The 25,119-nt window shown below is 57.1% G+C and carries 18 protein-coding genes; 11 read left to right on the forward strand and 7 right to left on the reverse strand.

What is annotated here, in order from left to right; translation table 11 throughout:
• Positions 1 to 29 precede the first annotated feature (29 nt).
• Positions 30 to 1,853, reverse strand: coding sequence for a glycosyltransferase (locus tag WD767_07355; GenBank protein ID MEX2615896.1), 1,824 nt, complete (start codon positions 1,851 to 1,853; stop codon positions 30 to 32).
• 350 nt (positions 1,854 to 2,203) lie between these two features.
• Here WD767_07355 and WD767_07360 point away from each other — a divergent pair, with 350 nt between their 5' ends.
• The 6 genes from WD767_07360 to WD767_07385 all read left to right on the forward strand — a co-directional run bounded on the left by WD767_07360 (position 2,204) and on the right by WD767_07385 (position 11,042).
• Entirely contained in the window at positions 2,204 to 3,706 is a 1,503-nt protein-coding gene (locus tag WD767_07360) for a glycosyltransferase family 4 protein (GenBank protein MEX2615897.1), read from the forward strand.
• A gap of 62 nt (positions 3,707 to 3,768) precedes the next feature.
• Positions 3,769 to 5,688, forward strand: a complete 1,920-nt coding sequence (gene asnB / locus WD767_07365; GenBank protein ID MEX2615898.1) for an asparagine synthase (glutamine-hydrolyzing) — start codon at positions 3,769 to 3,771, stop codon at positions 5,686 to 5,688.
• A gap of 334 nt (positions 5,689 to 6,022) precedes the next feature.
• Positions 6,023 to 7,048 (forward strand): radical SAM protein, encoded by a 1,026-nt coding sequence (locus tag WD767_07370; GenBank protein MEX2615899.1) that lies wholly within the window; start codon positions 6,023 to 6,025, stop codon positions 7,046 to 7,048.
• 64 nt (positions 7,049 to 7,112) lie between these two features.
• The gene (locus WD767_07375; GenBank protein MEX2615900.1) at positions 7,113 to 7,793 is read left to right on the forward strand and encodes a CatB-related O-acetyltransferase; all 681 of its coding nucleotides are present in this window, start codon (positions 7,113 to 7,115) and stop codon (positions 7,791 to 7,793) included.
• Positions 7,786 to 8,559 carry an AAC(3) family N-acetyltransferase gene (locus WD767_07380; protein MEX2615901.1) on the forward strand — a complete coding sequence of 258 codons (774 nt, stop codon included), beginning with the start codon at positions 7,786 to 7,788 and terminating at the stop codon, positions 8,557 to 8,559. The genes WD767_07375 and WD767_07380 overlap by 8 nt, the downstream gene beginning before the upstream one ends.
• Entirely contained in the window at positions 8,556 to 11,042 is a 2,487-nt protein-coding gene (locus WD767_07385; protein MEX2615902.1) for a hypothetical protein, read from the forward strand. The genes WD767_07380 and WD767_07385 overlap by 4 nt, the downstream gene beginning before the upstream one ends.
• A 112-nt stretch (positions 11,043 to 11,154) precedes the next feature.
• Here WD767_07385 and WD767_07390 read toward each other — a convergent pair whose 3' ends face one another.
• The 5 genes from WD767_07390 to WD767_07410 all read right to left on the reverse strand — a co-directional run bounded on the left by WD767_07390 (position 11,155) and on the right by WD767_07410 (position 17,426).
• Positions 11,155 to 11,739: an SIS domain-containing protein gene (locus tag WD767_07390; GenBank protein ID MEX2615903.1), complete on the reverse strand. Its 585-nt coding sequence runs from the start codon at positions 11,737 to 11,739 to the stop codon at positions 11,155 to 11,157.
• Positions 11,740 to 11,832: 93 nt separating this feature from the next.
• Positions 11,833 to 12,864 (reverse strand): hypothetical protein, encoded by a 1,032-nt coding sequence (locus tag WD767_07395; protein MEX2615904.1) that lies wholly within the window; start codon positions 12,862 to 12,864, stop codon positions 11,833 to 11,835.
• Positions 12,865 to 13,125: 261 nt separating this feature from the next.
• On the reverse strand, positions 13,126 to 15,018 hold the full coding sequence (locus tag WD767_07400) for a hypothetical protein (protein ID MEX2615905.1): 1,893 nt from the start codon (positions 15,016 to 15,018) through the stop codon (positions 13,126 to 13,128).
• Between the two features lie 38 nt (positions 15,019 to 15,056).
• Positions 15,057 to 16,205, reverse strand: coding sequence for a DegT/DnrJ/EryC1/StrS family aminotransferase (locus tag WD767_07405; protein ID MEX2615906.1), 1,149 nt, complete (start codon positions 16,203 to 16,205; stop codon positions 15,057 to 15,059).
• Positions 16,206 to 16,409: 204 nt separating this feature from the next.
• Positions 16,410 to 17,426 carry a glycosyltransferase family 2 protein gene (locus WD767_07410; GenBank protein ID MEX2615907.1) on the reverse strand — a complete coding sequence of 339 codons (1,017 nt, stop codon included), beginning with the start codon at positions 17,424 to 17,426 and terminating at the stop codon, positions 16,410 to 16,412.
• A gap of 209 nt (positions 17,427 to 17,635) precedes the next feature.
• Between WD767_07410 and WD767_07415 the strand changes: the two genes are divergently transcribed.
• Positions 17,636 to 18,271, forward strand: coding sequence for an NIPSNAP family protein (locus WD767_07415; GenBank protein MEX2615908.1), 636 nt, complete (start codon positions 17,636 to 17,638; stop codon positions 18,269 to 18,271).
• Between the two features lie 50 nt (positions 18,272 to 18,321).
• Here the strand turns inward: WD767_07415 and WD767_07420 are convergent, their stop codons facing one another.
• A complete protein-coding gene (locus WD767_07420) occupies positions 18,322 to 19,530 on the reverse strand; it encodes a CoA transferase (GenBank protein MEX2615909.1) in 1,209 nt (402 codons plus the stop codon).
• A 95-nt stretch (positions 19,531 to 19,625) separates the two neighbouring features.
• Between WD767_07420 and radC the strand changes: the two genes are divergently transcribed.
• From radC to WD767_07440, 4 genes are all read left to right on the forward strand, one after another.
• Positions 19,626 to 20,330 (forward strand): DNA repair protein RadC, encoded by a 705-nt coding sequence (radC, locus tag WD767_07425; protein ID MEX2615910.1) that lies wholly within the window; start codon positions 19,626 to 19,628, stop codon positions 20,328 to 20,330.
• Positions 20,331 to 20,495: 165 nt separating this feature from the next.
• Positions 20,496 to 23,375 (forward strand): molybdopterin oxidoreductase family protein, encoded by a 2,880-nt coding sequence (locus tag WD767_07430; GenBank protein MEX2615911.1) that lies wholly within the window; start codon positions 20,496 to 20,498, stop codon positions 23,373 to 23,375.
• Entirely contained in the window at positions 23,372 to 24,097 is a 726-nt protein-coding gene (locus WD767_07435; protein ID MEX2615912.1) for a 4Fe-4S dicluster domain-containing protein, read from the forward strand. The genes WD767_07430 and WD767_07435 overlap by 4 nt, the downstream gene beginning before the upstream one ends.
• Positions 24,098 to 24,106: 9 nt before the next feature.
• On the forward strand, positions 24,107 to 25,060 hold the full coding sequence (locus WD767_07440; GenBank protein MEX2615913.1) for a DmsC/YnfH family molybdoenzyme membrane anchor subunit: 954 nt from the start codon (positions 24,107 to 24,109) through the stop codon (positions 25,058 to 25,060).
• Positions 25,061 to 25,119: the final 59 nt, after the last annotated feature.

Genomic DNA, 25,119 nt, shown 5'->3' on the forward strand with positions numbered 1-25,119 from the left:
CCTTCGATGCGTCATGCGGATCGCACGGGTCAATACTGTTGATCGCCGGCAACTTTCGGTAACCCGCACACTTTCATCGTTTTCTCAATCATTGCATCTGGAGAAAAATTTGCAGCGACATGCCGCGGCCCCGCTATTCTGGCGCGCTCCCGCCACGCCTTGTCCCGCAATACCCGCATTACAGCCGTTGCCAGTACGGCAGGCTCGGGTCGATTAACGACAATTGCCGTAACGTCCGGTTGGACAGCTTCACTGTTTCCGCCGGCATCGGCACAGACCACCGGTACGCCGGCGCACTGCGCCTCCAGCAGCACGTTGGCCACTCCCTCCGCTTGGGAGGCAAGCAGGAACACATCGAAAATGGCGTAAAGTTCCGAAACCGCCGGCACGTTGCCCAATAAATGAAACCGGCCGCCAAGATTCTGCGCGGCCGCGTACCGCAGAATATCCTCCCGCATAGTCCCTTCGCCCGCTATCACAAAATGGGCGTCTGAAAGCGATCCGCCCAATACCGCGGCGGCATGAACCCACAGCAGCGGCCGCTTCTGCGGAAGCAATCGGAAAATCCCACCGATTACCGGCGCCTGTTCCGGTATCCCCAGCCTCGCACGCCAATCGGCGGGATATGCGGAACGGCGATTGGTTGTATCCACGGCGTTGTAGATGACCGGGATCGAATCCGCGTCGACACCGAGCCAGTGCGCGTAGGAATTCGCGCCGGCATGGCTGTTGTTGGTCAGGATGACGCCGGGCATTCGGAGTATGGCAACATAGGCCGCGCGAAAATGCGGCTGATTTGTCGGCAAAGTCACCGGGCAAACATTGCGCCCGCAAAGCACCGTCCTGGGAATCCCCGCAATCGCCGCCGCGATGGCAACCCTGATTGACGTTGCATCCTGCCAGGCCTGCACCACCTGTGGCCGTCTGCGGTCAAATTCTTCGGCCAGGGAAAGGATATCCGTCAGAATATCGGGCGGCAATTGCGACAATGCCGCCGCCAGCCGTTTCGGCAGACGACGGAGCACCGATGGAACCGGCGCTTTCACTATTGCTTCATAAGGAATGGCATTCGCGTCCAGAGCGCAGACATAGGGCGGAAAATCATCTATGGCATCCTTGTATTCACCCAGTAATGCGACGTCGCAAAATCCGCGGCGCTTGAGACCCGCCAGCGTCAGGCAGATCTGCCGTTCGGCGCCGCCAGCGGCTAACCCCGCATTTACGTGCAGTATGCGACCCGGAACGAATGCCGCCGGTTGGGCTATTTCGCTCTCGAGCGCCGTCACAATTTCCTGAAACAGCGTTTCACCATCATTGTTGTCCGGTGCCGGTCTTCCAACTGTCACATGGCCCGCAATCTTTGCGCTGCGCCAAAGCCGCCGCAAAACCGCAACCTTCCGGCATCGCTTCACGATTCTGACAAGGGGGTGCAACTCCGGCATTCGCCGCAACCGCCAAGTAATGTCGTTTATCCAGTGGCCCAGAATGAGGCGGTAAATCCTGCAATGGCGATAGCGACCCTCGATACGGCAGATAATTGACCACCGGCCGGACAGCATGCCGGTGAGCAGGTCCGACACCGGGAACATCGACGGGCCACCGAGAAAAATCGCAACTCCGCTCCGCTCCGCCAGCGGCGCCGAATAACCGTTACGTGACGTATCGACGAGGCGCTGGCTGTCGTCGATCCTGCGAACGTTCGGCAGTGGTGCGGGCGTGTGCACCTGGATGCGGCGATCCTCGAGAAGCGCAAGTGCTTCCATCTCTTCTAAGGGAAATGGTGCAATTACGGTTATCCGACCCGCATCCAAATCCGCAACATACGTCAGGGCGGTTGTAACCGACGAATTCATGGGAACAGCGTCCCTGCGCAGCGTTTCGAGTCGTCCCCGTGACTGAAAAGGCGTGGCTTCAGGAAAGTAAAGCAATTAGCCTGACACGCCATATAGTATCCTTGGCACAGAAAGCCGACCGAGCAATCGATCCGCAGGCAATTGGCTCGCGACAGGTATAACAAATGGCCCTTGAACGTCCCCTTTTCTGGAGACATCACCTTGTTAGAGATGGACAACGGGCAGGCGTAAGCGGATGGGTATTGTTATCGACGGATTCGGAATATGTCGCCAATCAAATATTCCTGACGCGGTCTGGCGAAAAGGCACCCCTGCCCCTGCAGAGGCAGGGCGACGGACGTTTTTCAAGGATGGTCCGACTGGAAAATTCCGGCGCGTTGCTGGAAATCGCATCACCGGATGATAACACATCGGGTGCGCTTCAGTTCCATCTTTGGGCCTTCGGCGGATTGCTGGCGTATCCTATCATCTGCGCGCGGGCGGTCCGGCAGGTTCTGGACAGTCGCCGCAATGCCTGGCGCAGCGCAGGAACCGCGATCAGGCTTCTCCTCTCGGCACAGTTCCTGGAAGTCGGTAAACGCGTCCTTAGGAAAAGCGGCAACCTCAGCCCGGCACGGAATAACGCGGCCCAGCGAGCGGAAATGGCAATCCGCTCGCGGCGGAATCATCGCCGGTGCGATGGTCCGCTTCGCACCGTCGTTTTTACGCACTCATTGAACCTCGACGGCGCCCCGATCAGTCAGTTCGAACTGACCGTCGCACTGTCAAAGCAGGGGGTCATTGTCCCGATCGTCGTTGCGCCAAAAGACGGTCCCCTGCGCCGCCTCTATGAAGCCGAAAGTGTTGAAGTCCGGATACAAGATGCTGGCCCGAACACCACCGACCGTAAAACGGCTTACGACCGCGCTGTTTCGGAATGCGCCACGTTTTTCAGCAGCCTGTCTCCCGACTTTCTGTACGCAAATAGCGCGGCGTCCTTTTTTGCCGTCGATGCCGCCGACGCGCAACACCTGCCCTGCATCTGGAACCTGCGCGAAAGCGACCCGCCGGAAACCCAATTCGGCGATTATTCGCAAAGCGCCCGGAAACGCGCCTTAGAATGTCTTTCGCTTGCCGACCAGATCGTTTTCGTATCGGAAGCATCCAGAAAAGTCTGGCAACCCCTGCCTGAAAACTGCCGCGCGATGGTCATTCCCAATGCGCTTGATCCGGACCGGCTGACAGAATCGATGTCCCGATGGACCCGCGAGGCGGCGCGCGAGTCGCTCGGCATTGCGCCGAATGAAATTTCCATCATCTGCGTCGGAACCCTGTGCGAAAGAAAGGGACAGAACGACATCGTCGGTGCCATCGAACGTCTTCCCGGAGACTTGAACCGGCGCCTTCGGATAGACCTGATCGGCCGTTGCGGCGACCGCTACGGTCATGACATCAGGGAAACGATAGACGCCATGCCGCCTCGACATAAGGGCCGCATTAGAATTTTCGACGCGACCGTGGACGTCGCACGACACTACCAGGCGGCGGACATCTTTATCTGTTCCTCGCGGGCGGAAAGCTATCCCAGGGTTATCCTGGAGGCCATGGCGTTCAGGCTGGCGATTGCCACGACGCCCGTATTTGGAATCAGCGAACAATTGACCGATGGCGAAACCGCCCTGTTTTATGCGCCCGGCGATACCGCCCAACTCGCACGACATATTCATCGGTTTGCAAATGACGAAACATGCCGCAGGCAATTCGGGACACAGGCACACGCGTCTCTCGACCGGTTGATGCGCTTCCCGGATATGGTCAATCGCTACGCGGACATCTTTCGGGAAATCTGCGTCGGTGATAGCATCCAGCCATGAGTGCACGGGTCGGCGGCAACGCTTCTTTCGTAATGCCCTATCCAGATCTGGCTTGCTGAGCGATGTGCGGGATCGTCGGTATTCTGCCGCCCCATCCCCCCGGCGATACGGAAAAATATCGCCATTGCCTGATCGCCATGACGAATATGGTGCGACACCGCGGCCCGGACCAGCAGGACGTATGGACCGACGGAACGGCGTTTCTGGGAGCGACCCGTCTCGCAATACAGGGCATTGGGACAGCCGGGGATCAGCCCATGGGCGATTCAAGCAACCGCGTCCGGGTCGTCTTCAACGGCGAAATTTACAATCATCGTGAATTGCGGCGGGAACTGGAAGTTTGCGGACATGTCTTCCGCGGCAATAGCGATACGGAAGTCATCGTTCATGGATTTCTGGAATGGGGCACCGGGCTGCTCAACAAGCTGCGCGGTATGTTCGCCCTGTGCATATGGGACCGAAACCGGCAGAAAATGATCCTGGCGCGCGACCGGACAGGCAAGAAGCCGCTCTTTTTTTCGGAGCAGCACGGGACCCTGATCTGCGCTTCGGAAATAAAGGCGATCCTGAACTGGCCCGGCATCCGCCGGCAACCTGATCTGGAAGCCATCCATCATTTTCTTTCGTTTCAATACGTACCGGGTGCGCTTACGGCGTTCGAGGGCATCTTCAGGCTTGCGCCGGGCCATATGATCGAGGTTCAGCCCGGCGGCGTAATTCGACCCGTCGCATTTGCGGGACTTCCGGCGCCAACCGACGCTCGCCATAATTCAGCAAGTGACGCCAGGGAAGAGCTTGTGGCGCTGCTTGATAACGCCGTTCGGGTCCGCATGTCGGCCGATGTTCCGGTCGGCGCCCTGCTTTCCGGCGGTCTCGATTCTTCGGCAGTCGTTGCGTTTATGCGGCGGCACGCGGCCACCGGCACAATCAAGACCTTCAGTCTCGGCTTTGCCGAGCAGACCCATGACGAACGGCAATATGCCGCGACGGTGGCCCGGCACTTCGAAACCGAACATCACGACATGGAGATGTCAGGCGATCTGACCGGCCTGCTGGAAAAGGTATCCTGGTATTTCGACGAGCCGTTCGCCGACGCTTCGGCCTTGCCAACAATGTGTGTGGCGGCGCTGGCGCGACAGCATGTTGCGGTCGTTCTGACCGGCGATGGCGGTGACGAGGCGTTTCTCGGTTATCGGCGTTATGCTGCCTGCCACGATGACGAATGGATCCGAAAATTGCCACGCTCGCTGCGCCGGACAGCCGCCGCCCTGGCGTCCGCTTTACCCAAGGATGGCGAGGGCACACGCGTTCGGCGCGCGCTCGGCCGATTGCTGGCAAGGATCGGCGACAGGGAATCCCGTCGTTACGCCGGAAGCATGGCCTCTTTTCAGGACCATCACAAACAGAGCGGCTATGGCGACGCCCTGGCGCCCTATCTCAACAGTTCCAGCTTCGACCGCCTCAACAGATATTTCGACAACGCGCCCACAATTCTGAGCGGCGCGGCCTGGGCGGATATCAATACCTACCTCCCGGATGACCTGCTCGTTAAAACGGATATCGCGACGATGGCGAACGGGCTGGAGGCGCGCAGCCCCTTCCTGGATCAGGAGTTATTCGACTGGGCGCTGCGCCTGCCGGAAAACGTTCGATATTCGGCGTCGAGGACCAAGGATCTCCTCAAGGCGGCGGTCGCGCCAATGCTGCCGGATGCCATCATCGCCCGACCCAAAAAGGGGTTTGGAATCCCGTTGCAACAATGGCTCTCGGGCGACCTGTTGCCCCTCGCGCGCGAATTGCTTCTGTCGCAGCAAACGCTGGACCGGAGACTCGTCAGGCGCGAATTTGCTGAAAAACTGCTGAGCGATCACTGTTCAGGAAGATTCTTTCATCATCCGAGAATATGGGCGTTGATGATGCTCGAATTATGGTTTCGGACATGGATCGACCCGGCGAAAATACCACAATCGCCGCCGCATTAGTGCAAGCAGCTATCCCTTTGCATGCGCCTCCAGAATACCGCACCACATTTCCGCATGGACCGTCAGGCCGCGTCCCGAAAAATGGCAACCGTCAAAACGGTAGTCGTTTCCCAGAATACCCGTGTCCGGAACCGGGAAAATATTGTGGAACGGTTCAGGCAAACTTCGTTGCGCGGCGCGGATTGCCGCGTCGCCGTCATTGCCGCAGCGTGATGCCACAGCAGATGCGTGGGATTCAGGCCAGTATCCCGCAGAGGCGCGCTGAGCACTGCTTTCCATTCAATTGCGCTATTTTACAAGTTCAGGTAACAACATGGGCAAAGGAGCACAAGTTATGGACCAGTCCAGCAATCATCTGCCCGTTCCCGAATTGCCGCCACGGGTGATCATGGATTTGCGGACCGATTGCAACCTGAAGTGTCCGATGTGCATTGTCCATGGCGATCCTGACAACCCGTTATTGAAGGATTTCCTGCGGCGCGACATGCCCGTGGAAATGTCGGAAAAAATTCTCGACGACCTCACGGACGTCAATCCGATGATCATGCCCAGCCTGTGGAGCGAACCTTTGTTGTCGCGCAAGTTTCGCGATCACGCGCGGGCGATAAAAAGCCGTGGATTTACGCTTGCGATGAATACGAACGGATTGTTGCTGCGTGAGGAACTGGCGGAATTCTTTGTCGAAATTCAGGTGGACGCCGTATCCATCAGTATCGATTCCGTAACTCGGGAAACCCTGAAGAAGGTGCGCGGAATCGATCGCCTGGACAAGCTTCACGCCGCAGTTGAGACCATGCTGCGCGTGCGGGGCGACCAGGAACTGCCGCGGGTCGGCGTTTCCTTTACGGTACAGAAAACCAACGAGCACGAACGCGAGGCGTTCATTGAACAATGGGCGCACCGTGTCGATTTCGTCAGGGTTGGCGAGTTATTCGTCGACGGCAAGTTTCCCAACGTCAAGGTAGAAGGACCGCGGCAGCCTTGTCCCGCGCTTTATTCGACGATTGCAATTCACGCCAACGGCAATGTTTCATACTGCTGCCTGGACGGGTTCGGCGAGACCAATGTCGGCAATGTCTTTGAGAAAAGCGTCAAGGACGTCTGGAACGGCGAAGAACTCAATAAAGTCCGCTATTTCCATGAAACCGGCCAGTGGGACAAGGTCCCCTTCTGCAAAAGCTGCGAACGCTGGGCGTCATATGGCTTTGAAGAAACGATTGAAAACGGGCTGCTGATCCGGCGCTCACCGGAATACACCTATTACAACAATCTGGAGCGCCTCAACAATTGGTCGGGCGGCCTCCTTGGAACGCACAAGGACCCGAAGATTTCACTTGAGGAATTGTCTGTAAAAAACTGATAATAATGTATTGTCAGACAGCCTATATTCCCTAAGACTTCATGCTGTGTGATTAGCGGATGAGATGAAATACAAGATCAGGCAAATAGACGAATTCGAAAATACCGGGCGGGATCCTGCTTTTATCGATGGTGAAATCAAACTGAATGCCGGCGCCAAAATCGTCAGGTCGCAGTTCGAAGGACCCGGCTTTCTAAACAAGAATGCACAGGTTGGCCCGGATGCCGTAATTGGCCGCTATTTCGGGACCAATGAAAACAGCTATATCGCCCGGTCGACTGTCGGGAACTTTTGCTCCTTCGGTGCGCGAACGGCAATCAATCCCTTCAATCATCCCGTCGACTGGCTCAGCATCAACGAATTCCAGTATCACCCGAAGTCTTTCGACTGGATCGATGAATATAACGACATGGAACGGCTTTCACGCGCCGGCGATATGTTCCCCAGGGTCGAAATCGGCAGCGACGTCTGGATTGGCCACAATGTCAACGTCATGGCAGGCGTCACCGTAGGACACGGCGCGATCATCGCCGCGGGAGCGGTCGTTACGAAAGACGTGCCGCCCTACGCTATCGTCGCCGGCGTTCCCGCTGAAATAAAACGGTTCCGGTTTGCCGAAGCGACCATTGAGCGGCTGTTGACGTCCGAATGGTGGACCCTTTCCCTCACACAGTTGAGCGGGCTGCCATTTCGGAATGTTGAAGCGTGTCTCGATGAAGTAGATGCCATCAAAGCCAATGCATAAGGTTGGTGCGGCGGTAACGGAAAAGGACGCCGTTCGCAGGATTCTGGATGGTTTCGGTCTCGCATCGAATGGCGTGCTGATCGTCCACAGCGCATTTCGGCATTTCAGCCGGTATGGGTTCAGGGCGGAAGCCTTTATCGAAGCGCTCATGGACGAACTTTCGCACGGGACCCTGCTGATGCCCGTCATGACGTGGCGTACCGTAACGATTGAAAACCCGAAATTCGACGAATTGGCCACGCGGTCGGAAACGGGCGTCTTAAGCGAAATTTTCCGGACGAAATACGCGACCACGCGCAGCATTCATCCAACCCACAGCACTGCCGCCTGGGGCCGGCATTCGGCGTTTTTCACGAAGGACCATCAAATCGGCGTTACGCCCTGCCCGCCCCATAGCCCGTTCGGAAAATTATGCGAATTTGACGGCCATATTCTCATGCTAGGCGTTGGCCTGGAGACCTGCACGGCAATCCATTGCTGGGAAGAACAGGTCGCTCCAGATTACTATATACGCCCGCTGAGCGAGGCCGTTATCTATGATTGCCGGGACCGGCACGGATATGTTCACAGGGTCAGGGCAAGGCGCCATCAGCGACTGAATCGGGATTTTCCGAAATTTGCAGCGACGCTGCGCCAGGAAGGAAAATACCGGGAAGGCGCTTTCGGCGACGGCGCATGGCAGCAATGTAGAGTCGTCGACCTGCAGGAAACTGTCATGGCCGCACTGGCGAAGAACCCCGCGGCGACTGTCAGCGACATGGTATGACTCTGGAAACGCCGGAACGTTCAAGCCGAAAATTGAACGAGCACGACGAGCAAGATATGTCGAAACGCGAAGGCCGCGCCCTTCTTCCCCTGACCGACGCAAAGGCGGCAAAGCCGCGACCGTTTTTTTTCATTGCGACATTCTGGGGAAAACAGTTCCGGGACTGGTTCTGCCTGTACGCTGTTTCATCGCTGCTGGCGAAAAACAACATTCCCAGTGTAAATGCCGACAGATTCTCCAGATTTCTGATTTGCACGACGCGGGAAGATTGGGATGCGCTGCAACGGGAGACCATTTTCCGGAAATTGCGGGAAGCAATAGATGTCGTATTTATTGAAAACGACGCACTCTTTCCCGGCGAACACAAATATCACCGGATGTCCCGCGGTCACGCCATGCTGGCGAATGAATGTTTTAAATATTCCGCTGTCGCCATCAATATCAACCCGGACTCTATTTATCCCGATGGTTGCGTGCGCGAAGCGAAGCGGCTGCTGGAGGCAGGAAAGAACGTTGTTCTCTGTACGGCCGTCCGCTTCGAACTGGAAGGTGTAAGAGACGAGTTAGGAAAGCGCGGCCTGTTAAAATGGGGCCACGCACTGACCCTGCCGATGCGTGAGGCCGTCGAAATCGGATTGTCGCATCTGCACTCGGAAACCAGAGCCAGTGACTGGGCCGCCGACAATTTCGGCCGTCTCGCCCCCGAACACGAACGGACTCACCTGCTGACCTGCTGCTTCTGGCGCGCGCCTCGCGACGCGGGCTGCATTATCATCACCCATAATTGGGCGCCTTTCCTGATCAACTATGCGTCCCTGCCGGAACACAGCACGGACAGTCTGGACGGAAGGGCAATCGACGGAAACTATATCTACGATAACTTCCGCCACGAGATGGGAACCGGGAAAATCCATGTTGTGACGGACTCCGATGATATTTTCCTGCTTGGCCTCTCGCCGAAGCATGAAATGGTCCCCCCGCAGGATACCGTCTGGTGGAAGGCATGGCCGGTTCTCGGGCATATGAGTCGCGGATACATCCTGAATCAGACCGTGTTCGATCCTGCCATGGATCCATTAAAGCGGATTTTGTATCGGACGAAAGTGCGCTGGCATAAAGCCGACCTCTCGTCGGCCTGGGATTCCGTCGATGCCTTCGCACAGCAATGCATGAACCGTTACACGACGTGTAATCTGAATGTCGACAATCGGCAGACAGATATGTACGCCGATGACTCGCCCGTTTCGGCAAGGGCCGGCGGTCGGTTTCACGACAGAATTTGGTTCAGGCTGATCGGCCGGGATGCGTTTCGTCCATACGGTTCGCCGACCCGCTTACAGTTCGTGCAAAATAAAATCAGGGAAAAAATCAGGAGCAAGAAGGCTTTTCTTTATTTCAGGGCCACGCTTCTTGCCCTGAAAGGCGACACTGTCGCCCGGCGGCATTTTACAACCCGCTGGCACGACATTCGGCGCCCCGCCAGACGTGTTGCAGTTCGCACCGCATCAGTCTTCTCCTTTTTTGTGGTCGGGTTTCTCCTGGCCAATATCATTGCCTATGCCCTGATACAGTTCAGTTATATTGAGGATTTCAACGATTCAAAATCCGACAAAATCATGGCGCAATCGGTTCTCCTGCGGATGGAATCCCAACATCTGACGCAGGAACAGCGCGATGCCGTTGATCGTATGGTGCCGGATATTTCGAAAAACGTGACGTTTATCATCGGCGATATGGGGACAGGGCATGGCGAGATAAATACTGACAGTGGCAGTGCATCGATAATTCGCGGCATTACCCGCGACAGCGGCAAAACCTACCTCGCGCTGGATACAATAGACGACAGGATCACGCTGCAACTGCAGTCACTTCTGGCCGTCCTGGAGAACGGATTACGGCCAGAGGAAGTCATCGTCTTGTTCAACCTGGATGAAATCGCAGACGCGATTTTCCAAAGCCTGAAAGAAAATAACAAGATTACAGAACCATCCTGGGCTGCCTCGTTTCTCGATTTCCTGCCGCTTGTCCGATTCTCGGGCAAACGCTTTTTCGATAAACAGTACGAAACAGACCCGCATCCGGGATATGAAGAGTATTCCCTTGCAGAAGAACGCATGATTCAGGAACTGGATGAAATCGCGTTTACAGAATCCTACAGAACCCGTCTCAGGTTTATTGAGCAACTCTCCGCAGGATTTGGATTCGATGTCCGGGCCTATTATCTTCCATCAGGCCTGATGGACCCTCACAACCAGCATATTTCTCCCTCTTTCAGGGAAAGCCGGTTCAGGCAGTTTCTGACCAGATTGCATGAGCGCATACGGACAGATATTTCAAATGGCACAATTCGCATGCAGGATATGAGCCAGGTTTTTGCCGGTATGACGACCTCGTCATATCGCCCCGACGGCAATTTTTCACCGGAAGGAATCCGGCGTATCGCAAAGGTGATCGCGACCGAAACCTATCCGGCTCAGCGATAAAAAATTACATCCCCAGAATATACCGCAGCAACAGCGCAGCCAGTATTATCAGAATTGTAATTACGACGAACAGTTTGATCATTTTTTTGTTTCAATATGTGAAAACCGGGCACTACCACTTCGTCGCGTTTACCTTCAAACTCGGATGCGATACCACACAATGCCAGACAACGGCCTGGAACGCTTCTGAATGCGGCGTGACCAGATCCGGGGCGATGACCGGAACCAGAACGACATTGTGGCCGACTTTCCTGGTGTAGCCGCCGTCGCGCCCAACGATACCGAACACGCTGGCATTTCGATCGGACGCAAGTTTCAGGGCTTCAACAAGGTTCGGACTGATATTGCGTTCCATATCGCCGCCGCCGACCGAAAATACAAGTATGCCATCCTTGTCGCTCAACCGGCTGACCTGAAGCCAGGCGGCAAAGACAGTGGGCCATCCCTCATCATTCGTGCGTGCAGTCAGTTCCGAGACATTGTCAGTCGGGGCATAGGCCTCGACATTACAAAGCTTGCGAAAATCGTTCACTGCGTGAGACGCGTTGGCTGCACTGCCGCCAACGCCAAGGATGAACAAGCGCCCGCCCCGATCCCTTACGGCTCTTATCCCTTCCGCCAGGGCGTCGATTGCGTCCGTATCGATCTGTTCCGCAATGTCCCTGACCTGGGCAAAATAATCACCGGCAAAGCTCATACCGTTCGCTCCCGCGTTTCCTTCATTTCCGGTTCGGCCCAACGGGCGAAACCATATGCACGACCTCGCCCTGTTTAAACAGGTTGGCAAGGTTCAGCCAGACTGTTCCGGGCGGGATTCGTGCGTCTCAATCTCTGTCCGCATTGCCGCAAATTCACGCTTTATGACCGAAAGCGTGTCATCTTCCCAGACCCAGCGCTGAAATCTGGTTGAAAATGGCGGCGACTTGCCGATTTCAAACCCCAGGAAGGTCATGTATTCGCGCGTCGTCTGGGGGGCGGATTCCGTCAGTATCTTGAACATGATGTACCGGCAACGTTCGTTGAACATGCATAATCCATGCGGCCCGTTATTCACCATAAGGTTCAGATAGGCGGCCTCGTAAAGGGCCATTCTGATTCCGACGTTCCAGGCAGCCGCGGCCGCCACATGGTATCCGGACAGCGCCGTCGGAACGGGATCCATCGCGGTCTCGGTATCCGGAACAAAGACTACCGCAAACTCCGTCGCATCGAGAGTCCCCGCGAAGCGGGCCCAGGCATCGATATTGCTGTTTCGTTCAGCCATGTAGCGATAATTGCGGAGGGTGATAACGATCAGTTTTCGCGCGCCGAACCGGTTCGCTGCGCGCCATTGATCTATATAACGTACAGCGTGGGGCTGCGCCCTCAGCGGTAAAGCCACAGCCTTACCGGCCCGTGCCCGGTCGAGAACATGGCGCGGTTTATGCGCTACCGGAAGCCTTGGCCAATAGGACGGCGGATACACATGGCGGTCATGCAGAATTCGTAAAAGAGTTGCGCTTGACCGGTTCGGGCAAATCGTAAATCCCGTAACCTCGGGCAGGAACTGCAGCATGGGGAGAAGTATCTGGGACATTCTCCAGCGACGGGCCGCCCGATCCACCACCGCCTCATAATCCGGCGATTCATTGCGAAAGCCATCGTGAAATCCGGGTACGAAAACAAAATGGATGTCATCCAGCCCCTGCTCCCGGCGGATATTCTCCGCGGCCGTGATCGACCAGCAGATATCGAAAGTGACCGGAGAAACCTGAAGGTCGTAAAAAACATACAAGGTCGATCGATGCGTAAATGGACGCAACGCGATCCCGATGCCGCTCAACCCGCCGGCATAGCCAATCACAATAACGGATCGCCAGATCTTTCCCGGCAACCGCATCGGATGGCGCAACTCCTCCCAGACTCGCCGCAACAACCATGCCGCCCCATTTGTGCGAATTTTTCCGGCGACGCCGAGGAGCCGGCGCAGCGTCGAAGAATCAGGCGGGGCCGGTAACATGCGCTTCTACAATCCGGCCAAGCGAAGATTCATAACCGATATTCCTCGAATTATAGTCTGCATCAACGACCCGCCTCGAAACGCTTACCGGACTTCAACTTCTATCGTGATGGATGTGCATGATTCCGGGACCTCATAGGCCGGTTGAGCGGCCGCCGCCCGGTTCGCCCGATAGCTTTTCGAAGAAAGTCGGGTCATCAGGGCAGCGACGGCAACGTTTCGACCCCGATTCTTCGACGCCAGTCGCTGCAATCCGTTCTTGTATGAATCGATTACGGTGGCCACTTGTGGCGATCCGCTGAAATGCAGGTTCGTTATGCCGTTTACGGGCGCCAGTGCGACAATTTCGCGGACGCTCTTGTCCGTGAGTGACCGGAGTATATCGCTGGCATGAAACGCAACAACCCTGCTGCCCGGCTTCATTCGGGTCATCAGACGCTCATACATCGGGACAAATTTGTTCATGTCCAGCCAGGAGATATCCATGAAGCAGAAATCGAATTTTTCATTGAACCTTACATGATCGCCATGTTGCAGCTTATACGCGGAAATGGTTTCGACCTCGGAATCCGACTCCAGTACACGTTTGTAGGCGACCCTTTCCTCGTAATCCGACTCGACCAGCAGCACATGGGGTTTTCGATGCGGAGCCGATTGCAATTCCCTGTCCAAAATTGAAAGCACATGCTGAAAATCCGCCCAACGCGGGTGCAGCATCGTAACCCTGGGCAGGGAACCGAACATGTTCGCGTATATTCGTCCCGCCAGAGACGTTGCCGCCCCGTTCCGCCATGTGTGATTTTGCTTTTCGGGGAAGTCCGCGCCGTCGGACGACATGGAGACATCGTCCTGTTCTTTTTGCTGCATGCGCCACTGCAACTGATTGGCCTTGAACTGGTCGATAAGGCCATTCCAGTAGGGATGCCCGAAATGACTGACCGGATGTTCCGGCAAAAGCGCGTAAATACTGTCCACATGCTCTTTCAGTTTTTTGCGCGCAGGTTCGATGCCTACCGGCAGGTCACCGGAATGGAGCGTAAGCGGAAAATGCCCCATTTCGAACTGGTCGGCAGTCATATATCCCCCAAGTACCTCTGCGATATCCTGTTTGGAAACCCGTCCGACACGCATCAGTTCAAGATGCGTGTTCTCGCCGCGCAGTTCCATCATCAGAAAATCATCTGAATCGCCCAGGACGCAACGGTTCCGTGTCGGACACGCCATCGAAATTGTGGCGTAGTCCCAAAACGACACCGGTTCCAGATAAACGTTTTCCGGCTTCATACAGACAATCGCAATGGGAAGTTGATGACCCAGTAGCGTTTTCTCATCCACGTACCAGTAGAACTGATCGCTGACATTCATATGGAAAAATGGCTGATTGATCGTCTTGGCGCGGATACAGTTATGGCGATATGTCAGGATATGCTCGGCCATTTCACGCGGAGATATGGCCAGGGCATTCGTGACCGGGTTGACCCGGCTCTGGATTCGAGCCGTCACCTGTTCGCCGTTCGTGCAATAACTGGGGGCGAAGATCAATTCCTCACCATCCTTGATCTTTTGCACCATCGTCTGGTAGCAGCCATCGGCCAGGACAAAATCGGCGTTGAAAAATGCGAGGTAATAATCGGTCATGCTCTCACCGAGATCCTCGAATCCACGATGCAGGGCGTGGGTTAGCGAGTGTCCGTACATCCGCCGACTGACAACAAGGTCATCGCACATGACAAGCCTGGCATTGCAATATGAAAAAATCCTGCGGTAGACCGCGTTTGCCTCAATGACGGCGGACAGTCTTTCCTCGGTAACGATGACAACCTCGCATTCCATTTCGCGGGCGAGAGTGGGAAGATTTCCAGGCGCCAGCAGCGACGGCAGCGACATCGACAGAAAATCCGACAGGTAGTTTTCACCCCAAACCATTGTGATGACGCGGACTTTCTGCTTGACCAGTACGGGCAGGTTTTCATTCATGAATTGAATCTACTGATGCTCATAAATACGGGGATCTGCTACGGAAAAACGGACCGTTCGACCTTCACAATCGCGTCTATGGTGTCCCGGACTTCCGTTTCACCATATTTCTCGTTCACATACAGATTGAACGAGCGATCGCGGATTGACCGGGCATTGGCGCAGTCGAAATCATCCGCCAGATAATTGCGTACCCAGGGCCAGTCGCTGACGACGTACTGATAGTGCGGGTTTAATCCTATGCCCTCCGCCAGCACGGCCCGGGCAAACGCCACCTTGTCCAATGACCGGGTGCTGTCGTTAAAGATGATCGGATAATAAAAAGGCGAATCGTTTTCGCTCCAGCCATAAGGGCTGCAAAAATTGGATACGCTCTTCAGCGCATCTAGCCCTTTGATATATGCCAGCCGCGCCTTCCTGGTTTCCTCCAGCCGGCCCAGCGAGGCAATGCCGACGGCGCAGGAAATTTCGTCGGCATGGAAATTCAGCGCCGGAAACAGATAATTGGTCGGATCGCGATCGTCGAATTCGTCGGTCCATCGCGGCTTGCCGCGATCCGCATGCGCCAGCGCCATGTGGTGCAGGTCCGAGTCGCCGCTGTAAACGACGCCGCCGCAGGAACCCGTAATATGCGCCTTCCGGTACATCGTGGAAAATGCCGCGATGTCTCCGAATTTGCCGACCTTTTTTCCATTACGGCTGGCGCCATGCGACTGCGAGCAGTCCTCAAGCACCCGAATGTCGCGGCGGTGCGCCTCCGTGACGATAGCGTCTATTTCCGCCGCCTGGCCCGAGGCATGCACCACGACAACGGCCCGGGTTTTTTCGTCAATCCGGCTGACGAACTGCTCCACCCCCATATTGTAGCTGTCAGGCCGGGTATCGGCCAGTTTCGGCGTCAGGCCATTCAGGATGATGGCGCTGAGCGTCCCCGGATCCGTGATGCTGGACGTGATCACATGGCTGCCGGTCGGCAGCGCCAACGCCGCCAGTGACACAAAAAGCGCAGCGGTTCCGCTGGACACCGCATCCGCATGCCCGCCGTCCATATAGCGGACAAAGGCGTCGCAATATCGGGCTTCGAATGGCCCCTGATAACCGGGATCGAGACCCGCTTCATTATAGAATTTGAACACGGCTTCAATCTGGGCCATTTCCGCGGGCCCGAAGGCGAGCCGCGCCGGCATGGGCGTATTGCGTACGGGCGCGCCGCCATTAATCGCAAGATTTGCGTTATCGCTAACCGGTCTGGTGCTACTTTCCCGCGTCATATTTCCTGTCGCCAACCTGTTTCAAGCGGTCGCCCGACCCATTAATCCGACTATACAGATTTCCAAATCACGCAACATGCATCCACTTCCTGGACATGTATTGCAAGGTCCCGGTCGTTGCTATCGCGAAACCGGCCGGCGGCGCAGGTAGGTCAACGGATTCCAGCACAGGGCGCCAGCGATCTCCGCGATGGAGACGGTTCGACCGGCTTGCAGCGCCCGCCGTTTCTGTACGGCCGCCGGGATGCCCCGGAGCCCGTCGCGAATGCCCTTCAGGACGGGGACACGATTGCCCCGAAAGGCGGACTTTAATGTGAGAACGACGAATGCGCCGCAATGAAACGGCAATAACAGCCAGAACAACATGCCCGGCATGTTCTTGAAGTAGGTCCAGATCATGTTCCGGGTCCCGTGATAGGAGGCGAAATCACCGTCACCGCTACTGCCGCCGCCTGCATGATAAACCACGGCGCTCGGGACCTGAATACAACGCCCCCCCTGCAGGCGAATCCGGAACGCCAGGTCGACATCCTCCACATAGCAGAAATAACTTTCGTCGAATCCGCCGACCGATCTGAACACGTCCGTCCGGAAAAGCGCGGCGGCGGCACAGGGCGAAAAGACCTCACCTTCGGGCGGAAGCGCCGCGACGGGAAGGCCGTGACCGCCCCGCCAGGGGATACCGCAGGCGAGATAGGCATCCCCGGCCCCATCGATGATCCCGGCACGATGCAGCATCAATTGGGTCGAACCAAACATGCCCGCCGCGGCATGGCGATCGGCCGCGTCCATCAACTGGCGCAACCAGTCAGTTGCCGGTTCGGTATCCGGGTTCAACAAGGCGACAAGAGGTGTCGCAACGCGCTCCACCAGCAGGTTATTGCCGCGCGCGAAGCCGACATTGGCGCCGATGTCGACAAACTGAAATTCGAGACCGCCGCTATCCGGCATTTCTGAAGGCATTCGCCGCGCTGCTCCAAAAGAATCGTCGGTTGAACCGTTGTCGCCGACGATCACGGCGAACGGTCCGCAATCCTGCGCGCGCAGGGAATTCAGGCAACGCTTCAGGTAGGCGCCCGAGTTGTAATTCAGGATAACGACGGTTACAGGCTCTGCGCCGCCAAGGGATTCAGTCACCCGAGATCACATCTCTTGTCATTTGGCCAGACATGGCGGGTTCCTGATGCTGCAAAAAGACGCTCCATCATATACCGTCCGGTCAACAGGCCCCACATATGCAATGTAACGATACTGCTTTTTGCGGTATGACAGCGAAATCCAGAGCCAGCCAGGTCGCCGGCTGCATACCATGCATTCTGCATTCCAATCGGGAGGAACTCCGTATCATGATTCACGAACTTCGTATCTACACCTGTTTTCCGGGCAAGACGCCGGATTTTCTGAAACTTGTCGAGGAAGTCGGAATGCCGATCCGTAGCGACAGGCATGGCATAAACCTCGGTTACTGGACCAGCGAGTTCGGTGAACTGAACCAGATCTATCATATGTGGGAATATGACGACCTTGCCCACCGCGATAAAGTCCGCGGCGAACTGGGCAAACTGGAGTCCTGGCGCAACGATTACGTTGCTAATGTCAGGCCCCTGATCCAGCGCCAGGATGTCAAGTTCCTGCACCCGCAGGTCCCCGTAAAGGCGCCGAAAGGCGATGGTCATATCTATGAATTGCGGCAGTATCAGATCAAAACCGGCCACGCGGCGGAATGGCTGGGCCATTTCAAGGCCATCATGCCCGTTCGTGAAAAATACTCCATGAATGTCGGCTTCTGGGCGACAGAAGTACCGACCCCGAACAATGTCCTGCACATGTGGGTTTATGACAGCCTGCAGCAGCGCACCGAAACCCGCGCCAGGGTCGACAAGGATACGGAATGGCACGGCTTCCGGGCAAAGGCCGGCCACCTGTTGCAGAACATGAACTCGGTCATCCTCATGCCCGCCAAGGTGTCGGCGATGCGGTAACACGGACGCCAGATCGCTGCTGACCGGTCCGGCCTATGCAGCTTCCCCGATCAGCGGATGATTTTCTTCCGGCGCAGGGCATCGATTTCAGCCGCGTTCTTGCCCAGTAATTCCGCCAGCACTTCGTCTGTGTGCTGCCCCAGCAGGGGTGGTGCAACAGGATCGATGACGGGGGTTTCGGAAAACTTCAAGGGTGACGCGATCAGCCGGATATCGCCTCCGGTCGGGTGAGACACATGAACGACCATGCCGCGCGCCGCCGTCTCCGGCGCCTCCAGCGCCTCCGACACTTCGCGGACAGCGCCGCCCGGCACCCCCGCCGCGACCAGCTTCTCAAGCCAGCGTTCCCGGATATCGGTCGCAAAGATTTCGCCCAGTTGCGCATACAGCGCCGCCCTGTTCTCCTGGCGGCCTTCCCGCGTGGCATATGGCGGATCCAGCGCCCATTCGGGCCTGTCGATAACGCCATCGCAGAACATTTTCCAGAGTCTCGGATTTCCCAGCGCGATATAGAATGGCCCGGTCTTGCTGTGAAACAGGCCGTTCGGTATCGATGTCGGGTGCTCATTGCCGCGTCGAACCGGGTTTTTTCCCGACACCAGATATCCCAGCCCGACATTCGTAAGCACGGCAATCGCAACGTCATACAGGGCGAGATCGATAAACTGTCCGCGTCCCGTGCGCTGGCGCATCATGATGGCGCCCATGATCGCCTGCGTCGCATACAGGGACGTATAGGTATCGATGATCGACAGTGGATGGCGCAAGGGATCGCCGTCCTTTTCGCCGCAAAACGACATGAGTCCGGCTTCCGCCTGAAGAACGGGATCAAATCCGGCGAGATCGGCAAGCGGGCTTTTCCGACCATAGGCTGAAATCGAGCAATAGATCAGATGCGGGTGGCGATCCTTCATCGACTCATATTCCAGGCCCCGCCGCGACATGACGCCCTTGCGGTAATTTTCGATCAGGATATCGCATTCCCCGGCCAGTTCGTGGATCAGGGCCATGCCTTCCGGTTTTGTAAAATCGACCGTGACGCTGCGTTTGTTCCGGTTGGCGGCCAGGAAGAAATGCGATTCCCCGCCGATTTCAGGCGGTTTCATGCCGCGCGTGTCATCGCCATGTTCTGGGTGTTCGATCTTGATGACTTCCGCCCCCAGGTCGGACATCTGCTGTGTCGCCAGGGGCCCCGCCAGGACACGGGAAAAATCGAGGATCCGAATCCCCGAAAGCGGTTTATCCAGTTCATCGCTCATATTGTTCCCCGCACGCGAAATTACCCGAAAACTTTGCAACCACTGCATAATGTTGCATTGTCGGGTATAGCGTAACCATTCCCGCCTGTCTGACAATGCGAACCGGTAAAGTGCCTGAAACGAATCAGAAGCCCCACTATCACGGTCATCGCGAACGCCTTCGCCGGCGATTTACCGCAACCGATGGAAACGGCATGCCGGATTATGAAATTCTGGAATTGCTGCTGGCGCTCGCCATACCGCGAAACGACGTCAAACCTGTCGCAAAGGCGCTCCTGGACCAGTTCGGCAGCCTTGGCGACGTGCTGAGCGCGGACCCCGCGGCGCTGACCCAGGTCAGGGGCATCGGCGATTCTGCCGCCACGGCCCTGAAAATCGTCCGGGCAGCAGGTATGCGTCTATCCATCCAGCAGATTGCCAACAGGAATGTCATTGGCTCATGGGATCAGTTGCTTGCCTATTGCACGGCGGCGATGGGATACCAGAAGATTGAACAGCTTCGCATCCTCTTCCTGGACCGCAAGAATGTCCTGATTGCCGACGAGGTGCAACAGCAGGGTACCGTCGACCACACCCCGCTTTACCCGCGTGAAGTCGTCAAGCGCGCCCTGGAACTCGGCGCTTCGGCCATCATTCTGGTTCATAACCATCCCTCCGGCGACCCGACGCCATCACGGGCGGACATCGAAATGACCCGGCAGGTGAAGGAAATTTGCGAGAATCTCGGAATCGCCCTTCATGACCATATCGTAATCGGCAGGGGCAGCCATGCCAGCTTCCAGGCGCTCGGCCTGCTGTAAGCCGGAATACCGCTAGATTCCGGTATTTTAGTGCGGTGGCGGCAATTAATGGCTACACCGGCTTTACTCAATTTCCAAATACTGAATATGTTACCGGTAAATCAGGCAGTCCATCCGGACGATTTTACCTGTCAATTCGCCTGCCCCGCACAATAGGATACCGCATTGAACACGCCCGCTCCTGACATCGACCTAAGCCCGGAAGTATCCGACGAGATTAAATATACCACCTGTTACATGTGCGCCTGCCGCTGCGGCATCAGGGTTCACATGAAGGATGGCGAGATCCGGTATATCGATGGCAATCCGAACCACCCCGTAAACAAGGGCGTCCTCTGCGCCAAGGGCTCGGCGGGTATAATGCAGTACAAGTCGCCCGCACGGCTGACCAATCCCCTGCGGCGGGTCGGGCCTCGCGGTAGCGGTGAATTCAAGGAAATAGACTGGGACGAAGCGCTCGACATCGCCACATCCTGGCTGGCGCGGACACGCGCGACAGATCCGCGGAAGCTCGCCTTTTTTACCGGTCGTGATCAGAGCCAGTCATTCACGGGATGGTGGGCGCAGCAGTTCGGCACCCCCAATTACGCCGCCCATGGCGGCTTTTGCTCCGTCAATATCGCCGCTGGCGGCCTTTACACGATGGGCAGCGCTTTCTGGGAGTTCAGCGAACCGGACTGGGAGCATGCCCGTTACTTCATGATGTTCGGGGTCGCGGAAGACCATGACAGCAACCCGATCAAGTTAGGCCTCAGCACACTCAAGGGAAACGGCGCCAAATTCGTTTCCGTCAATCCGGTGCGCACCGGTTATTCCGCGATCGCCGATGAATGGCTCGGCGTAACGCCTGGAACGGACGGCCTGTTCGTGCTCGCGCTGGCGTACGAACTGCTGCGCGCCGGCAAGGTCGATGCAAAATACCTCGCGCGTTACACCAACGCATCATGGCTTGTGGTTCAGAACCCGGGCGGGGCGGATGACGGGTTATTCGTTCGCGACGATGGCGGCAACGCGCAGTGCTGGGACAGTGTTTCCGGCGGGCCCGCGGATCCCCTCGCGGCGGCCACCAAGCCTGCCCTGAAGGGCGAATTCACCCTGCCGGACGGACGCCGCGCGAAACCGTCCTTCCAGTTAATCGCCGAACGCTATCTTGCCCCGGAATATGCGCCGGAAGCGGTTGCGGAACGGGTCGGAATTCCTGCAGCAACGATCCGGCGGATCGCCGCCGAAATCGCCCGGGCAGCGTTCGAGGAGGAAGTCGTCATCGACGTGCCGTGGACCGATTGGACCGGCCGCAAGCATGACAGGATGATCGGCCGCCCCGTTAGCATGCATGCGATGCGCGGTATCTCCGCCCATTCCAACGGCTTTCACACCACCCGCGCGATCCATCTGCTGCAATTGCTGCTGGGCAGTATCGATGTCCCCGGCGGGATGCGCTACAAGCCGCCCTACCCCAAGCCATTGAGCGCGCTGCCGAAACCGACCGGGAACGCCGCGGATATTCATCCCAACACGCCGTTGCCGGGACCGCATCTCGGGTTCCCCCGCTCGCCGAAGGACCTGCTGGTCGATGATAACGGCAAGCCGCAGCGGATCGACAAGGCGTTCAGCTGGGATACGCCGCTTTCGGCGCACGGGCTGATGCATATGGTCATCAGCAATGCCTGGAAAGGCGATCCCTACCCCATCGATACGCTGTTCATGTATATGGCGAATATGGCATGGAATTCGTCGATGAATACGGCGGAAACCATCAACATGCTGACGGACAAAAATCCGAAGACCGGCGAGTACAAAATCCCCCGCATAATCTATTCGGATGCGTACTATTCCGAAACGGTTGCCTATGCGGACCTGATCCTGCCGGATACGACCTATCTGGAGCGCTGGGATTGCATATCTCTGCTGGACCGGCCGATATGCGACGCTGACGGGGTAGCCGATTCCATCCGCCATCCGGTTGTCGAACCCGACCGGAATGTCCGGTCTTTCCAGGATGTCCTCCTCGACCTCGGCGCCAGCCTCGGACTCGCCGGGATGGTCAATCCGGACGGTTCCCCCAGGTTTCCGGAAGGTTACAAGGATTACCTGACAAACCACGAGCGGCGCCCCGGTATCGGCGCACTTGCCGGATGGCGCGGCGAGGACGGCGAAAAAATGGGCCAGGGGGCGGTAAACCCCAAACAGCTCGACCGCTATGTGGAAAATCAGTCCTTCTGGCGCTATGAACTGCCCGACTCGCTGAAATACTTCAAGAACGTCAACAGGGAATATCTTGAATTCGCAGTAAAAATGGGCTTCCTGAATGATACAAAGCCTATCATTCACCAGCTCTATGCCGAGGAACTGCAGACCTTCCGGCTTGCCGCGCAGGGACATGGCGAAGTCCAGCCTCCGGATGTGCACCGGGTCCGCATCGAAACGTATTTCGACCCGCTGCCTATCTGGTACGCGCCTTTTGAAGAGCAACAGGAAGGTGTCGACGACTATCCCTTACATGCAATCACGCAGCGCCCGATGGCGATGTACCATTCATGGGGCGGGCAGAACGCCTGGCTTCGGCAAATTCATGGCAACAACCGCCTATACATGTCCCGCACCAGAGCAACTGCCCTTGGAATCGGCGAAGACGACTGGGTATGGCTGTCCAGCCGCAATGGCCGAATCAGGGTTCAGGCCGCGCTGATGGATGGCGTCAATCCGGATACGGTCTGGACCTGGAACGCCATTGGAAAACGAAAAGGCGCATGGAACCTGGGGCCGAATGCCCCGGAAACGAAGACCGCGTTTTTGATGAATCACCTGATCGACGAACTGCTGCCGGAACAGCCCGGCGGATACCGCTACACGAATTCGGATCCGGTTACCGGACAGGCCGCCTGGTATGACCTCCGGGTAAAAATCGAAAAGGCCGATCCGGCGGAAGAACATGAATCCGCGCCGCAGTTTCCCGAGATCAGGTCGAAAATACAGCTGGCGGAACGACCGGGCATCTTACGATACGGCGCGGACTTCCGTAAGGCGCGGGAGCAAAAGCATTGACCAGTCTTCCGACACAAACCCCGGCGAAAAGGCTGGGCCTCCTCATCGACCTCGATATCTGCGTCGGCTGTCATGCCTGCGCAGTTAACTGCAAGGAATGGAATACCGGCGGTTACCATGCGCCGCTAACCGATACCGATCCTTATGGGCGCGACCCCCAGGGTGTCTGGTTTAACCGGATTCACAGTTTCGAGGTTCAGAACGACAGCGGCGCGCGCACCGTGCACTTTCCGAAATCATGCCTGCATTGCGACAATGCCCCCTGCGTTACGGTCTGTCCGACCGGTGCATCATACAAACGGGTAGACGACGGTATCGTGCTGGTTGATGAATCGCGGTGCATCGGCTGCAAGCTGTGCTCCTGGGCCTGCCCCTATGGCGCGCGGGAATTTGACGGCGATGCCGGCGTCATGAAGAAATGCACGCTCTGCATCGACAGGATCTATAACGAAAATCTGGAAGAAGTCGCGAGGGTGCCGGCCTGCGTTTCCACCTGTCCGGCCAATGCACGGCATTATGGCGACTTTAACGACCCTGATTCGTACGTTTCGAAGGCAACCGCGGCGCGGGGCGGATACGACCTGATGCCGGAAATGGATTGCGCGCCGACCAACAAATACCTGCCGCCGCGCAAACCGCAGATCGGTCCCGACACAAGCCTGCCGGATGCCAATAGCGCCGGCGGTTTTCTGGGTTGGCTCGACAAACTTCTTTCGGATTAGGGCGGTAACATGCATCCTGCCGGCTCCATCATTCTGTTTACGACGGCATCCGGCCTCGGCTACGGATTGCTGATCGTCATCGGGCTATACGCCGCCCTTTCCGGCACAATGCCCTCCCCTTTATTTGGCGCGATTGCGCTCGGCATCGCGCTGGGCACCGCGACTGTCGGATTGCTGTCGTCCACATTCCACCTGGGGCACCCCGAACGCGCATGGCTCGCCGTCAGTCAGTGGCGCTCATCCTGGTTGTCGCGCGAAGGCGTGATGGCGCTTCTGGCCTATATACCGGCGGTCTATTTTGCATCCGGCTGGATTTTTTTCGACACCGACATTGCCGCATGGCAGGCCAGCGGCGTCCTGACGGCCATTCTCGCAGTGTTGACCGTCGCCTGCACAGCGATGATCTATGCCTCCCTGAAGGCAATACCCCGGTGGCACAATTTCTGGGTGCCGGTGAACTACCTGCTGTTCGCACTGATGTCCGGCGTCCTGTGGTTCGATGCGTTGTTGCGGATATTCGGCTATGTCCATGGCTATCTGACCCTCATCGCCACAATATGCATTATCGCGGCGCTGCTGGCCAAATGGGCCTACTGGCGTTCGATCGATAACGCGAAGCCCGCGGCGACCATAGCGTCCGCGACCGGCCTCGGTACCGAAGACAACGTCCGCCTTCTGGAATCGCCCCATACCGGCGGCAATTACCTGCTAAACGAGATGGGCTTCCGAATCGCCCGCAAGCACGCGGAAAAACTGCGAAAGCTGGCGATTTCGTTGACATTCCTGCTGCCGATTTGCCTGTGCGCCGTTGCCCTCCTGTCATCGGGGATGGCGGCAACTGCTGCAATCGTGCTCGCTGCCCTGGCGGCGCAAATAGGCATTACCGTGGAACGCTGGCTGTTCTTTGCTGAAGCCCAGCATGTGATGGCGCTGTATTACGGCCGGGCGCTTGGCGGCGAATAGTCGGTTAGTCCGAATTTCTCACGAAGGATAGGTGCATCGGGGCTCTGAATCGGCGATAA

Source organism: Alphaproteobacteria bacterium, assembly GCA_040905865.1.
Taxonomy (GTDB): Bacteria; Pseudomonadota; Alphaproteobacteria; order UBA8366.